The organism is Koromonas soli, assembly GCF_059726265.1.
Window position 1 is genome coordinate 2703179 of sequence record NZ_AP040872.1, and the last position, 14074, is coordinate 2717252.

Annotated in this window: 12 protein-coding genes; 4 read left to right on the forward strand and 8 right to left on the reverse strand. The window is 58.8% G+C overall.

All coding sequences use genetic code 11. From position 1 onward, the window contains the following. Positions 1-7: 7 nt before the first annotated feature. The 8 genes from AC6IY8_RS11885 to mutL all read right to left on the reverse strand — a co-directional run bounded on the left by AC6IY8_RS11885 (position 8) and on the right by mutL (position 8314). Positions 8-1060: a 3-methyl-2-oxobutanoate dehydrogenase subunit VorB gene (locus tag AC6IY8_RS11885; protein ID WP_497774697.1), complete on the reverse strand. Its 1053-nt coding sequence runs from the start codon at positions 1058-1060 to the stop codon at positions 8-10. Beyond that, the gene (locus tag AC6IY8_RS11890) at positions 1044-1304 is read right to left on the reverse strand and encodes a 4Fe-4S dicluster domain-containing protein (RefSeq protein WP_497774698.1); all 261 of its coding nucleotides are present in this window, start codon (positions 1302-1304) and stop codon (positions 1044-1046) included. Before AC6IY8_RS11890 ends, AC6IY8_RS11885 begins: the two co-directional genes overlap by 17 nt. Positions 1305-1307: 3 nt before the next feature. Beyond that, the gene (locus AC6IY8_RS11895) at positions 1308-2642 is read right to left on the reverse strand and encodes an acetyl-CoA hydrolase/transferase family protein (RefSeq protein WP_497778627.1); all 1335 of its coding nucleotides are present in this window, start codon (positions 2640-2642) and stop codon (positions 1308-1310) included. A gap of 37 nt (positions 2643-2679) precedes the next feature. Next, positions 2680-3150, reverse strand: coding sequence for an RsbRD N-terminal domain-containing protein (locus tag AC6IY8_RS11900; protein ID WP_497774700.1), 471 nt, complete (start codon positions 3148-3150; stop codon positions 2680-2682). A gap of 290 nt (positions 3151-3440) precedes the next feature. Further along, positions 3441-4112: a glycine cleavage system protein H gene (locus AC6IY8_RS11905; RefSeq protein WP_497774701.1), complete on the reverse strand. Its 672-nt coding sequence runs from the start codon at positions 4110-4112 to the stop codon at positions 3441-3443. A 443-nt stretch (positions 4113-4555) separates the two neighbouring features. Further along, on the reverse strand, positions 4556-5251 hold the full coding sequence (gene cmk / locus AC6IY8_RS11910; protein WP_497774702.1) for a (d)CMP kinase: 696 nt from the start codon (positions 5249-5251) through the stop codon (positions 4556-4558). Beyond that, positions 5248-6246, reverse strand: a complete 999-nt coding sequence (locus AC6IY8_RS11915) for an AlkZ-related protein (protein ID WP_497774703.1) — start codon at positions 6244-6246, stop codon at positions 5248-5250. Before AC6IY8_RS11915 ends, cmk begins: the two co-directional genes overlap by 4 nt. Before the next feature lie 55 nt (positions 6247-6301). Beyond that, positions 6302-8314 (reverse strand): DNA mismatch repair endonuclease MutL, encoded by a 2013-nt coding sequence (gene mutL, locus AC6IY8_RS11920; RefSeq protein ID WP_497774705.1) that lies wholly within the window; start codon positions 8312-8314, stop codon positions 6302-6304. A gap of 382 nt (positions 8315-8696) precedes the next feature. Here mutL and AC6IY8_RS11925 point away from each other — a divergent pair, with 382 nt between their 5' ends. From AC6IY8_RS11925 to AC6IY8_RS11940, 4 genes are all read left to right on the forward strand, one after another. Next, positions 8697-11888 (forward strand): TonB-dependent receptor, encoded by a 3192-nt coding sequence (locus AC6IY8_RS11925; protein WP_497774706.1) that lies wholly within the window; start codon positions 8697-8699, stop codon positions 11886-11888. 80 nt (positions 11889-11968) lie between these two features. Further along, complete coding sequence (locus tag AC6IY8_RS11930) at positions 11969-12901, forward strand: c(7)-type cytochrome triheme domain-containing protein (protein WP_497774707.1); 933 nt, start codon at positions 11969-11971, stop codon at positions 12899-12901. A 10-nt stretch (positions 12902-12911) separates the two neighbouring features. Further along, positions 12912-13241 (forward strand): hypothetical protein, encoded by a 330-nt coding sequence (locus AC6IY8_RS11935; protein ID WP_497774709.1) that lies wholly within the window; start codon positions 12912-12914, stop codon positions 13239-13241. 73 nt (positions 13242-13314) lie between these two features. After that, entirely contained in the window at positions 13315-14055 is a 741-nt protein-coding gene (locus AC6IY8_RS11940) for a c(7)-type cytochrome triheme domain-containing protein (protein ID WP_497774710.1), read from the forward strand. Positions 14056-14074: the final 19 nt, after the last annotated feature.

Sequence of the window (14074 nt, forward strand, 5' to 3'; positions counted from 1 at the left end):
CGGCCCCCTATACCAACACTTCCGTGTGTGTGTACAACTCGGTCAGGCACTCTTCGGCTGACGGAATGTGTCCACCCACGCGACTGAGGAACTCTACTGGTTTGCTTCCGTGGAGCGCGAGCTTGACGTCCTCGACCATTTGGCCGGTGGAGAGCTCGACAACCATGACTTTGCTGGCAGGCTGCGCGGCATCGAGCAGCGCCTGTGACGGGAACGGCCACAGCGTGATCGGACGGAAGGCCCCGGCCTTGATTCCCTGCTGGCGCGCAAGATCGACGGTGGAACGCAGCACGCGGGAGACGATTCCGTAGCCGACGAGCAGAACATCGGCATCCTCGGCGCGGTAGGTTTCCCAGCGGCACTCGTCGCGCTCGCATTGCTTGTACTTGTCCTCGAGATGGCGGATGTGAGCCTCCATCTGATCGGGCGTGAGGTGGATGGAGGAGACAAGGCCACTGCGGGTTTCGGCAGTTCCCTTCACCGCCCAGGGTTTCTCGGGAGGCACAACCTCGGTGAGTTCGAGATCGAGGGGCTCCATCATCTGGCCGATGCAGCCGTCGGCGAGCACGACGGCGGGATTGCGATACTTGTCAGCCAAGTCAAAGGCAAGCATGGTGAGCGAAGCCATTTCCTGCACGCTGGATGGGGCGAGCACGATGTTGCGATAGCATCCGTGGCCGCCGCCCTTGGTCATGGCAAAGTAGTCGCTCTGCTCGGGCGCGATGCTGCCAAGGCCAGGCCCGGCACGCATGACATCGACGATGACGCAGGGGAGTTCGGCTCCGGCAAGGTAGCTGATGCCTTCCTGCATGAGACTGACGCCGGGACCGCTGGAGGCGGTCATGACGCGCTGGCCTGCGGCGGCTGCGCCGTAAACCATGTTGATGGCTGAGACTTCGCTTTCAGCCTGAAGAAAAATGCCGCCGGCCTGCGGGATTAAAAGTGCTGCGTATTCTGCGATTTCGCTAGCCGGTGTGATGGGGTAGCCGTAATAAGACCGGCAGCCCGCCATGATTGCTGCCTTCACTACTGCCACGTTTCCCTTACACAGTTGCCGCATGGCGTACCTCGCTCTTTTGCATCGCCAGCTTGTAAACAGTGATGGCTCCGGGCTCGGGGCAAACGTAATAGCAGATGCCACAGCCCGTGCAGACCTCGGCCTTCACCTGTGCCGGATGCACCCCGTAATGGTTCAACTGGTTGCTTAACTCAAGGCCTTTAGGAGGACAGGCTTCTACGCATACACCACAGCCTTTGCACTCCTCCTGGTTGATCTCGACTTTGCCTTTCGGTTGATCGGACATCGTTCACCTCGCCGTTTGGGCAAGCGCCCGGAGTCCCCATCCCCGCTCGCGCAACTCATCGCTGAGCTGGGCACGAAACTTGGGATGAGCAATCTCGATGAGCGCTTCAGCACGCTGACGCACGTTCTTGCCATGCAGGTCAGCTATGCCGTATTCAGTCACGACATAATGCACATCGGCTCGCGTGGTCACGACTCCAGCTCCATCCTGAATGCGTGGCACGATACGCGAGACTGTGCCGTTTTTTGCCGTCGAGGCAATAGCAATGATCGGCTTGCCTCCGCGGCTGCGCGCGGCACCGCGCATGAAATCCAGCTGGCCGCCGAATCCGCTGACGAAACGCTCGCCTACGGAGTCGGAAACGACCTGGCCCGTGATATCGACTTCAATGGCCGAGTTGATGGCGATCACGTTGTCATTTTGCGAAATGATGAACGGATCGTTGCAATAACTGCTGGGCTGGAAGTCGAAGATGGGATTGTCGTCCACGTACTCGTACCACTCTTGAGTGCCGAGGGCGAACCCGAGGGTGATCTTGTTGGGATTGATCTGCTTGCGGGTGCCGGTGATGACACCGCTGTCGATGAGCGGAATGGCGCTCTCAGTGAGCGTTTCGGTATGCACGCCGAGATTGCGCCGATCGTGAAGGTAGGGGAGGATGGCGTTGGGTATGCCACCGATTCCGACCTGTATGCAGGCGCCATCGTCGATGAGGCTCGCCACGTTGCGGGCGATGTGCTGCTGCTCTTCGGTGGAAGGCTCGGGAATGATCTCAGGCAATTCGTGCGAGACTTCGACGATGGAATCGAATTCGCTGACGTGCATGAAGGTGTTGCCGAACGTGCGCGGCATGCGGTCATTGATCTGGGCAATGCGAATTCGTGCACAGCGCGACGCGGTGAGCGTGGTCTCAACCGCTACGCCAAGGCTGCAATAGCCGTGACGATCGGGCGGAGAGACATGCAGAAGAGCTACGTCGAGTTCGATACCGCGCCGGGTGAAGAGATCTTCGACTTCGCTGAGATGGATAGGAATGTAGTCGGCGCGGCCATCCTGCACGGTGCCGCGCATATTGGCGCCGATGAAAAGAGCGTTATGCCGGAAGCTCTCGGCAAACTCGGGCTGATTGTAAAAAGGATTGCCGAAGCCAAGAAGATGGATCATCTCCACGTTGCGAACATGACTCGCACGACGGGAGAGGGCACCTAGAAGTACCTCCGGAAGTGCCGAGTTGGCATGTACATAAACGCGCATATCGCTCTTGATGGCGCGCACGGCTTCGTCGGCCGTCATTCGTTTCTTGTCGTATTCGGCTTGCCAAGACTTGCCTGAAAACATCCTCACGAAAAAAGTCCCCTTACAAAATGATGGCCGGCTATGTGCCGGCCTTACTTTCCATTCCCGCCTTGCCGATGGTAATTCGCTCGTGCCCCCGTACGGCGTAATACATGGCACGATCAAAGAACTGCTCGACCATCTGGATCAGTTCGAGCTCGCCGAAGATTTGAGCTGTGGAATCCAATTGCTCGTTCTCACGGATGTACTCCCAAAGGTTCTCCTTTACGAGTACCATGCACCACAACAACTGGCTGACCGGGATTCCCTGTTCGGCGCGCCGCATTCCAATCATCGTGTAACGACGCTCCACGTCCGTTTCGGTCCTGGTGGAGAGCCATTCACTCAGGTGCGAGTAAACACCGCCGACCAGCATTTCGAACTCAACAGGCGATACACACTTGTATCCGGCACAACGCTCAGAGCTGGAGATCTTAGCTTCGAGCTTTCTTACGAGGCCCTCTGCATGCGTCTCGATAAGACGCATGAGCTTATGAGCTAACATCGTCATAAATGCCTCCGCTCTCACACTACTTCCGGTCTGACAGTCCTCGTTTTTAGCGCCTTCAAAGCACCCTGCGGGACCGTATAGTCTGGTCGTTTCTTAGCCCTTCAGCCGTGATTCAAATCACCATGACAAGTGACTACTATCACGAAACTAAGATTGTGAATTTCAAAGGTTTACCCGAGTTTTCCACTGTCGTCGCGAGTTCCGTACAGGGCAACAAAAATCCCCGGAGGATGCTGTCCTCCGGGGCGAGTTGCTGGTGAGTCCCGAGGGTCTCACAGCCGTCTTTCTGGTCAGGCCAGGAAGAACTCTTTGGTGATCTCGGCGTACTTGTCGGCCGGCAGCTCCTTGGCCAATCCGGTGTGGGCGGTGCCGCCGTCCTGCGCCAGGGCCAGGTTGCCGGTGGCGGGGATGTACTTGGCCAGCTTGCGGGCGCTGTCGTCCATGAGGTTGCGTGCCATGTTGCCGGAGAGCAGGTTGCGGAAGTTGGTCTTCGCGTCGGGAGCCTGCACGGTCATGAGCCAGCTGTTGCCGTACGGATCGGCGGTCAGTTTCTCGGGGTTGCGGACCACTTCATCATTGACGTCGCTGACGGTGCCTTCGATGGGGGAAACCATCTCGACCAGCTCGCCGTTGACGCGGAAGCTCCACACCTTCTGTCCCTGACGGATCCACTGGCCGCGCTGGGGAAGATTGACGCTCTCGGCTTCTCCGATGAGCTTGGCGGCGAAGTCGTCGATGCCGGCGCGAACCAAATTCGGGCTCTCGCCAAGCGCCCAGGCATGACCCTGATGGAAGCGGAGGTGCTCGGGAACCTGGAATCCGGCGACGATGGGCTGCGGCTTGCGATCACCGGCTTCGGCGTGAGGCGCGGTTTGCAGGGTGTATTCAGGTGCGGGCTTACCGATGACGCGCTCGATGACCAGGAAGATTACGAAGAGTGCCAGAACCAGAATGACTGTCATTTTATTATCCCTCCGCCCTTGTGGGCTCTCGTTTGAATTTTCGCGGCTCCCAACTCTTCTGCATCTCGTCCGCGTACGGCACTAGTAAATGCAGTCGAGTGGCCAATGTGAGAACGTCTGACGTAAGTTGCGGAGATGATTGAAGTTAGGAAGGTTTTGGCGAATTCGATGGGGCGGTTGGGATGGATGGGTTTGTTGCGAATCGCAACAGCGAACAGAGGTATGAAGGGTTTCGGAGGCGGAACTTGGCTCTTGGAATCAGTGGGTTACGAGGGTAGCTCGCGAAGGTGATGGATTCTTCTACAGTGTTGCGGTTTGCAACGGGCGAGAGAAAGTTATCCACAGGTGGGGTAGGCGTGAGGAGTGAGATTCCTGCTTGAGGGATGCAGCCCCAGAGTTGGAAACGCCAACTCCGGGCCACCCTGAAATGTGTCGGCTATCCGTTATGAGGTGTGCTGCTTGAGTTTGTCAGCGACGATCTGCTCGGCGCGGGAGATGACCTGCTCGATGGTGAGGGAGCTGGAGTCGATGATGACGGCGTCGGGAGCGGGCTTGAGCGGGGCGGTGGCGCGGGTGGAATCGCGGCGGTCACGCTCGCGCAGGTCCTGCTTCAGCTTTTCGGCCCGGGCGGGGTCGTCCTGGGCGTTGGCCTGGGAGACGCGGCGGCCTTCGCGGATGCTGGGATCGGCTTCGAGGTAAATCTTTACATCGGCGTTGGGAAAAACAACGGTTCCGATATCGCGGCCTTCCATGATGACTCCGCCGTTGGCACCCATTTCGCGCTGGCGGGCGACCATCCACTCACGCACAGGAGGGTGGGTGGAGAGGCGGGAGGCGGCATCGGTGACATCGCGTTCGCGGATGCGGGTGGAGACGTCGCGGCTGTCGAGCAGGACGCGGTTGCCCTCGGGCGTGGGCTGGAGCTCGATCGTGGAGCGATGGGCCAGGGCGAGCAGGGTGGCTCCGTCGCCGACAGAAACGCCTTCTTCGATGGACTTGAGGGCCAGGGCGCGGTACATGGCGCCCGACTCGAGATTAATGTAGCCGAGCGACTTGGCGAGCCGGGAGGCGATGGTGCTTTTGCCTGCTCCGGCTGGGCCGTCGATGGCGATGACTAGCTTGGGAGTGTCTTCGTTCATTCTTCTTTCGAATCCGGTGGATTGGGGATTTCGGTGGTCTTGGGTTCCGGCTTGGGAGCTGGCTTGGCGGCCGGAGCTGGACGCGGCACACTGCCGCGAACGGGACGACGGGCGATGGGCTGTCCGGGGCGCACAAGGCGGCGCGGCGAAGCCATGGTCGGCTTGGGCGGCGGAATGTGCAGCATGGAGCGGCTGCCGACGTGGGTGAACTGGAATTCGCGTGCGGCAAGCAGGGCATTGACGGCTTCGCGGACACGGCCACGGCCGATAAATGTGCTGAAGAAGTCCTCCACTTCGGACTGTTCGGCGGCGACGACGCACTCGATGTATTTGGAAATGAGGGCTGTCAGGGCCTCGGCGATGGACATATTCATGCCCTCGCGAACTTCTTCGGGAGACCAGCGCAGGAGGACGTCCCAGTAGGCTCCCTGCTCGGCTCGGTAGTCGACGCGGGTGATGCGGAGCTTCATGGAAAGCTCGGTGAGGGCGCGATCGACGGCGGCCTCGGAAAGCTCGCCACCAAGGATCTCGCGCATGCGGTTCTTGGTGATGGGGCCTTCCTTCTGAATCACTTGAAAGACGTGCGCCGCAAGGGGCGAATATTCCGAACGCGTGCCGGTCTTGATGGGGGCGCGCGGGTTGCGGTCGCCTACGAGGGCGTAGAAGTACGGGAAGACCGAGGCGGAGACAAGGAAATCGGTGTCTCCGAAGAGCGGCGCTTCAAAGGCATATTTCTGGCGCAGGGTGCGCACCATGACTTCGGTGGCATCCTTGGCGCGGGGATCGGCAAAGGCGTGCTGCCATGTCGGCAGATTTTCGTTGGTGCCCGCCCAGGCACCGATAAATGTGGGCACCAGCACGGGCGGACGCAGCGGGTACATCAGGCAAAAGCCGACACTTTCAATAAATTCGCGCGCATCGTCTTGCGTACGGATCGGTTGGCCATTCGTGCGCCACTTGGCGTCGCGTAAATCGCGCAATTCCTGCTCTATCATTCCTACCTACTGAGGGGTGCGACTGCGGTTTTCCGAAATGGGGCGCGCAGGTCGCTTAGATTCGCTTAAAGGCTTTCTGAATGTCCTTAACAGAATACCGCAGCACGACGGGTCTGCCGTGAGGACAACTCATTGGGTGGTTGGTTTTTGCTAATTCGCCCAGCAACCATTCCATTTTGGTGGTGTCGAGCGGCATGTTGACCTTGATGGCGGCGTGACAGGCAATGGAGGCGGCGATGCGGGTGCGAATCTTTTCGAGATTCAAAGCCTGCTCCTCGCGCTCAAACTGCTCCAACAACTCTTGTAGCATGCTCGAAACTTCGTCGGCAGTGATACCGGCGGGAGCGGACTGGATGGCGATGGTGCGGATGCCGAAGGGCTCCGCCTCAAAACCGTTGCGGCGAAGCTCCTCGGCAATCTCGGCGAAGATGGCCTGCTGCGCGGGACGTAGCTCGACAATGATGGGCATGAGCAGGCGTTGCGCCTCAACCTGACGGCGGGCACGCTCGGCAAGGATCTTCTCGAACAAGACGCGCTCGTGAGCGACGTGCTGGTCGATGATCCAGAGGCCTTGGGGATTTATGGCGAGGATGAAGGAATCGCGAATCTGGCCGAGGGGCTTGAGAGTGCCGAGCATGGAGAGGTCCATGGGATCGTCAATGCCATCGAGTGGGAGTCCACAGGAAGATGAGGTTTCGGGGACGACCTCCTGGGATTCCTGAGTGGCGACAGGACCGCCGAAGCCTTGCGGAGCCATGTGGGCCGCTCCGATGGCCGCGTTGCCCTCGACGGCGATGGAACCGGCGAATGGCAAGGGCTCGTTGCGCGGAGGAAGGGGCTGGGCAACGAGCGAGAAGCTTCCCTCCTGCGCGGCGGCCTGCGCAGCTTGCAGCGGATCTCCGGCTGCGGATGGTGCGGCATCGGGATTGGCACCGGGGAGGGCGGGCGTGAGTGCGGGGCGTGCGGAGGGAGCGGCGCTGATTTCAGGGGCGAAGGCCGGAGCGGGACGGGCGGCCATCAACGCGGAGCGCACAGCCTCTCGCACGAAGTCATGCACGAACGTCTGCTGGCGGAAACGAACCTCGGTCTTTGAGGGATGCACGTTGACATCGACTTCCGAGCAAGGCATTTCGAGAAAGAGCAGCACGACGGGATAGACGGTCGGCGGAATGATGTTGCGATAGCCCTCGAGTATGCCGTGCATGACAACTTTGTCGCGGATGAGGCGTCCGTTGACGAAGATGAAGATCGAATTGCGATTGAGCTTCTGCACCTCGGGCTTGCTGATGAAGCCGTGAGTGCGAACGTCTCCGGGGACGGGCGGCTCGTAATTAGGCTCGCGACGCCAGGGCGGAGGCTCAGGGAGGCCGACGCGTTCGAGTGGCATCTGCGCGGCGATGGGGACGAGTTCGTCTAGCGTCTCTTTGCCGAAGACCTGGTAGATGCGCTCGGAGTGCGTGGCCACGGGAGGCGCGACGAGGATGGCATTGGTGGTGGTGTGCAATTCCCAATGCATCTCGGGGTGGGCCAGCGCGTAGTGAGTAACGAGAGAGGCGATGTGCGAAAGCTCGGTGGACTCGGCTTTGAGAAATTTGCGGCGCGCCGGGGTATTGAAAAACAGGTCGCGAATGCTGATGGATGTTCCGGCGGGCAGGCCCGCTTCTTCGACGGTGAGGATGCGACCTCCGGCAATTTCGACGATGGAGCCGCTGGGCTCGGTGGCATCACGGGTTTCGAGGCGGAGGCGGCTGACGGATGCGATGGAGGGCAGGGCTTCGCCACGGAATCCGAGAGTGGAGATGGAGAGCAGGTCGTCGTCATTCTTAAGCTTGCTGGTGGCGTGGCGCTCGAAGGCGAGCAGCGCGTCGTCGCGCATCATGCCGCATCCGTTGTCGGTGACCTGAATGAGTTTGCGCCCGCCTGCCTCGATATCGACACGCACGCGGGTGGCACCGGCATCGAGTGAGTTCTCGATCAGTTCTTTGACGACCGATGCAGGACGCTCGACGACTTCGCCAGCGGCGATTTTGTTGGCGACATGTTCGGAAAGGACGTGAATGCGGCCCATACGAAGTTCGAAACTCCATCTCGCCACAAACGAAAGTAACTAGGCATGGCGAGAAGCACTCAACAAGGCTATCACGAGCTGCGAAGCGCGAATTCAGAGGCTTTGCGCGGCGCTACGAAAAGAATGATTGCGCGCGATTTACGGCTGCAGAGCGCGGCAATAGCTTTGGGCAATAACTTGAGTAGTGACTCGGGCGGGGAAAGGTGTTGTAATCAGCGCAAATTTTCAAATATAGCCATCGTGCGACCGATGCGTTATGCATTGTGTGGGCAAGGCCTGTGGAAGGACAGTTGTGCTTCGATCCGGCATTCGTGTGTTTGTCCTGTGCTGCATCTTTTTTCTCTCCTGTTTCGCTAACGCTCAAAGTTCAATGTCGGGTGCCGTGAGTGGTTCAGCTCGCGATCCGCATCACGCTCCAGTTTCCGGCGCGCATATCACGCTGCAAAATCTCGACACGGGAGAAAGCTGGCAGACACAGACCGGTGGAGAAGGTGCGTTTCGCGTGGGAGAGCTGAAGCCCGGTGAATATTCGCTGAAAGCCGAGCATGGTGGTTTCGCAGAATACGAAAACGTACGAGTGGTGGTGGAAATCGGGCGAGTCACGCAGGTGGAGATTCCATTTACGGTGGCGGCGGCAAAGGAAACGGTCGAGGTTCGCGATGAGGCGCGAGCGGTGAACACCGTCCAACCGGATTTTGCGTCGAATGTGAACGAGGCCGATATTGACAATCTGCCGATCAATGGACGGCGCTGGTCCAACTTTGCGCTGCTGACGCCGGGAGCGAACCTGGATGGAAACTTCGGGCTGATCAGCTTTCGGGGAATCAACGGGCTGATGAATAACAGCACAGTGGATGGCGGCGACAACAACCAGGCATTCTTCAGCGAAGAACGCGGGCGGACGCGCATCAGCTATGTGATTAGTCCGGCATCGGTGCGCGAGTTTCAGGTAAACACATCGAACTTTTCTGCCGAGTATGGGAAAGCGGCGGGAGCGGTGGTGAACTCCGTTACGCGCAGCGGGGGAAATCATATGCATGGGCAGGCGTTCTACTACATTCGCGACAATGAACTGGGAGCGACGAACGCCTTCACCGTGGTGCCGGTGAAGGATGCTAATGGCGAGTGGACGACGAAGAAGATCAAGCCTTTGGATCGAAGACAGCAGTTCGGGGCTTCAGTGGGCGGGCCGATAGTGAAGGACAAGATGTTCTTCTTCTTCACGGCAGACGCGCAACGTCGTGATTATCCGGCGGTGGCTGCGGCGGCACATCCGGACAGTTTGTTTGCGGCTCCGTGTGTGACGAAAACTCACTACGGAAAGTTGAGCAGCACAGATCAGGCGCGGGTGCGCGTTTGCAGCAGCGATGAGATCAACACACTGCTGAAGAAAGTGATGCCGCTGGGGAGCACCGACACGGCGGCGATCAATGCGTTTGAAGACGGGATCAATTACCTGGCGGGCCTGCTGGGGACGGTGCCGCGAACGGCGGACCACCAGATTCTATTTGGCAAGATCGACTACCACCTGAACTCGCATCACTCGCTGGCGCTGAGCTTCAATCGCGCACGGTGGAACTCTCCGGCGGGTGTGCAGAGCCAACCGGTAGTGAAACTGGGAGTGGCGAGTCTCGGTGATGATGGCGTGAAGGTCGACATGCTGAACGCGCGGCTCACGTCGATCCTGGGCACTCACGCGACGAGCGAGCTGCGGTTCTCGTGGGGACGCGATTTTGAATATCAGAACCCGAAGAAGCCAGCGCCGGGGGAACCGGTGGGACCAAGTGGATTTGCGCCCTCGGTTTCTGTGCTGGCGGACTCAACGGGATTTACGTTTGGCACTCCGACGTCGATGCCGCGACGAGCGATGCCGGATGAGTATCGCAACCAACTGGCGGAAACCTTGACTTGGATGCATGGCAGGCACGTGCTGAAAGTCGGATTTGACGCGAGCGGCGTGCAGGATGAGATGAACAACCTGTATGCCTCGAATGGCAGTTACAACTACGACTATCGCAACTATTTCATGGCCGACCTGTACCAGTGGCAGCACAACACGGGAACGAACTATCGCGGGTACAGCAGCTATACGCAGGGATTTGGGAAGCCGGCGTTTGCGTTCAGGACGTTCGATGGCGCTTTCTTCGTGCAGGACCAGTGGCATGTGCTGCGGAGGCTAATGCTGAACTTTGGGCTGCGGTATGAGTATCAAGGGATGCCCGATCCGCAGGCTCCGAACCCGCTGCTGGAGGCGAGCAAGTCGTTTCCGTCGGATGGGAACAACTTCGGGCCGCGATTTGGATTTGCGTGGGATGTGATGGGCGATGGCAAGACCGCGCTTCGTGGCGGATATGGCGTGTACTACGGGCGCATCAGCAACTCGACGATCTCTTCGGCGATTACGGATACGGGGACGCAGCGGTCGCAACGCAGCTACAGCTTCTGCTATGACGTGACGAGCTATTGTTCGCTGGTGGGGCCGATATTTCCGGCAGTGTTTTCGGCTGATCCGTATACGGCAACCGAGGGCGGAGATGTGGCGGTGTTCTCTCGCAGGATGCAGAACCCGCAGATTCATCAGGCTGACCTGATTCTCGAGAGACAGATTGCGCGCAAGACGGTGGTCTCAGCTTCGTATTTGCTAAGCCTGGGGCGCGAACTGCCGAACTTTGTCGATACGAACCTCCATCCAAACAGCCGGAGAGAGGTGACGTACACGTTTGCTCCGGACTACTACACGGGCGCGGCGGGGCCCTACAACGGACACACGCTGACGGTTCCGGTGTTCACGGGAAGGCTGAATCCGAATTTCGAGACGATCACGGAAATTCGATCGAATGTGAACTCGTCCTACAACGCGCTGGTGCTGCAGTTGAATCGGGCGATGAGTTCGGGAATGAGCTTCCGGCTGAACTATACGTGGTCGCATGCGCTGGACTTCAACCAGAACTCGACCGCATTTAAGGCATACAACAACACCCTCAGTCCGATTCCATTTGCGTATCTGTACGACAGCACTCCGCACTATGTGGCGAGGCCGGATTATGGGACTTCGAACTACGACGTGCGGCACCGGTTTACGGGCAGCATGCATTGGCGGCCAAGATTGTTCGCCGAGGCACGGGCATCAGAGGCTCGCCGCTGGCTGCACGCTGCGCTGGATAACTGGACCATCGCGCCGATTGCGCACATTGCGACGGGAAGACCGTTCAGCGACTACGTGAGCGGGAATGCTCCGATTACGACCTGCGCGGGGTGTATGGGCTTTATGGGGACGGGCGGAAATACGCGGCTGCCGATTCTGGGGCGCAATACGTTCCGATATGGAAATCTTTACAACGTGGATCTGCGGGTGTCACGGTCGTTCATTACGGGGGAACGGCAGAGGCTGGAGTTTCTGGCAGAGGCATTCAATCTACTGAATCATCAGATTGTGACCGACCGCAGCGACAGCTACTACAGCGTTTATAACAACACGCTGGAGTACTACTCGGGCTTCGGCACGCCGACGGCAGCGGCGAACACGGTGTATCGCGAGCGCGAAATACAGTTGGGGGCGCGCTACCACTTCTAGCGAACGAAAGACTCCGGCCACTTCTTTATCACGAGGAAAGGTGACCGGAGTCACTGCATGGCGAACAAGATGAGCAGGTAATGCTCAGCGCATTCGTCGTGTGCGTGGCTGGGGTTCTTCCTGGCAGCAGCGCACTCATCGGAATCGAGACACTGGGAAACTGCCAGGAGATCAGAGCCAGCGTAGTTCTATCGGGAGGAGGCTCCTCGATGAACAAGAAGACGCTCATCTGGCTGGTTTTCATACTGTTGTTCTTCTGCTGTCCCATCCTTTCTCAAACCGGAACCAAGAAAGCAAGGCCGCTGCCCTACGAGTATGGGCGAGTGGTGATGAACAACTACTCCGAAAAATCGAACATTGCGCCGGTGGTGTTTGAACACTGGATACACCGCTCGAAATACACGTGCAGGGTATGCCATGTGGACATTGGCTTTGGCATGAAAGCGGGCGCAACGGGAGTGAACTCGGTGGACAACGCGCGCGGATACTACTGCGGCGCATGCCACAACGGCAAGATGGTGGCCGAGGGCAAGACCGTTTTCCGAGCGTGCTCGCGCGTGACGTCGGCAGACGATCGCAAGCGATGCGAACGGTGCCACTCCCAGGGCACGAGGGTGGCGAGCGATTATGATTTCTTCCGCTTCAGCGCACCGCTCCCGAAAGAGCGCTTTGGAAATGGGCTGGATTGGGAAAAAGCTGAAGAGATGGGGCTCATCCGTCCGTCGCCAGTGCTGGAGGGATTTTCCATTCCGAGAAAGTCGCTGACGGTGCAGAAGGATTTTGCGCTAGGAGCGACGGTGGAAGGCATGCCAAACATCATCTTCTCGCACAAGAAACATACAGTGTGGAATGGGTGCGAGTTGTGCCATCCCGAAATATTCATGGGCGTGAAGAAGGGCGCGAGGAAGTACACGATGGTGGACATCTCCGAGGGGAAATCGTGCGGAGCATGTCATGTGACGGTCGCGTTCCCGCTGACGGATTGCCAGCGCTGCCATTCCAAGCCGGTGTAGGGGGCTGCACATGCTGAACACAAGAAGCATCGCGATGGTGCTGCTGATGGCCGGGGTGTGCAGTGTGCAGACGGCTGATGCGTCGCACACTCCGGATGTGCAGACGCAAGCAGCACGCGAGGGATGGCAGAAAGATTTCGACGAGGTTTGCTCGAAAACCGATGATGCCATGACCTTCTCGATCGAAGAACTCGCGGCGCTGGTTCAGAAGTGCGACGAACTGGTGCCGCAGATTGAGAAGCTCGACGAAACACGGAAGAAAGTTTTCATGGGACGACTACGAATGTGCCGAGGCCTTTATGCCTACGTACTCGAGTCAAAGAAAAGCGAGAAGAAGTGAGCAAGCAGTCCTCTTCGCGATACTTGCGATCGTTGTTTCCGCACTTACCTGCCCTGCTTTAGCGCAGATCTATTTGCCGAAGGCTCCACCAAATCCACCTGAATATGGCAGGGTGATCCTGAGCAGTCGCTCTGCGTCGGATCCGGGACCGGTGGTGTTCGATCACTGGCTGCATCGCGCGAAGTTCACCTGCCGACTTTGCCATGTGGATGTAGGTTTCGCGATGAAGGCAAATGCATCGGGTGTAACGGCCGCGACGAACGGCGCAGGGTTCCACTGTGGTGCGTGCCACGACGGAAAGCGAATGCTCGACGGAAGGACGATCTTCGCGGCGTGTGGCGAGGCCGGCAAGAGTGAGGCGTGTGCACGATGCCACTCGGGAGGAAAGATAAAAGCGCGAACTTATGAATACGAGAAGTTTACGGCGAAGCTTCGTAAGGGCGCGTACGGAGTGGACTGGGACGGAGTGGACTGGGAGGCGTCGGAGCAATCGGGGAAGATAAAGCCCCTGGACTATCTGGAAGGGCTTTCGGTGAAGAAGGAAGGGATGCGAGAGCGTGAGGACTTCGCGATCGAATCCAAGGAGTTTTGGGTGCGCCCGATCCATTTCTCGCACAAGAAGCACTCGATATGGACTGGATGCGAGCTGTGCCATCCGGAAATCTTTCCCAGTGCGAAGCGTGGACAGGTGAGCTTCTCGATGTTTTCGAATGTTGAGGGAAGGCGCTGCGGAGCGTGCCACGGGAAGGTGGCTTCGCCGCTGAACAACTGCAACAAATGTCATGGCCGCGCTCCGGTGTGGGCTCAGCCATAGAGGCCCGCGCAGTTAATCG

What these genes read in the sequence shown, in the direction of transcription:
- AC6IY8_RS11885 (WP_497774697.1), bottom strand. Translation starts at nt 1,060, where the DNA reads ATGCGGCAACTGTGTAAGGGAAACGTGGCAGTAGTGAAGGCAGCAATC.
- AC6IY8_RS11905 (WP_497774701.1), bottom strand. Translation starts at nt 4,112, where the DNA reads ATGACAGTCATTCTGGTTCTGGCACTCTTCGTAATCTTCCTGGTCATC.
- cmk (WP_497774702.1), bottom strand. Translation starts at nt 5,251, where the DNA reads ATGAACGAAGACACTCCCAAGCTAGTCATCGCCATCGACGGCCCAGCC.
- AC6IY8_RS11890 (WP_497774698.1), bottom strand. Translation starts at nt 1,304, where the DNA reads ATGTCCGATCAACCGAAAGGCAAAGTCGAGATCAACCAGGAGGAGTGC.
- AC6IY8_RS11900 (WP_497774700.1), bottom strand. Translation starts at nt 3,150, where the DNA reads ATGACGATGTTAGCTCATAAGCTCATGCGTCTTATCGAGACGCATGCA.
- AC6IY8_RS11935 (WP_497774709.1), top strand. Translation starts at nt 12,912, where the DNA reads ATGCTGAACACAAGAAGCATCGCGATGGTGCTGCTGATGGCCGGGGTG.
- AC6IY8_RS11930 (WP_497774707.1), top strand. Translation starts at nt 11,969, where the DNA reads ATGCTCAGCGCATTCGTCGTGTGCGTGGCTGGGGTTCTTCCTGGCAGC.
- AC6IY8_RS11895 (WP_497778627.1), bottom strand. Translation starts at nt 2,642, where the DNA reads ATGTTTTCAGGCAAGTCTTGGCAAGCCGAATACGACAAGAAACGAATG.
- mutL (WP_497774705.1), bottom strand. Translation starts at nt 8,314, where the DNA reads ATGGGCCGCATTCACGTCCTTTCCGAACATGTCGCCAACAAAATCGCC.
- AC6IY8_RS11915 (WP_497774703.1), bottom strand. Translation starts at nt 6,246, where the DNA reads ATGATAGAGCAGGAATTGCGCGATTTACGCGACGCCAAGTGGCGCACG.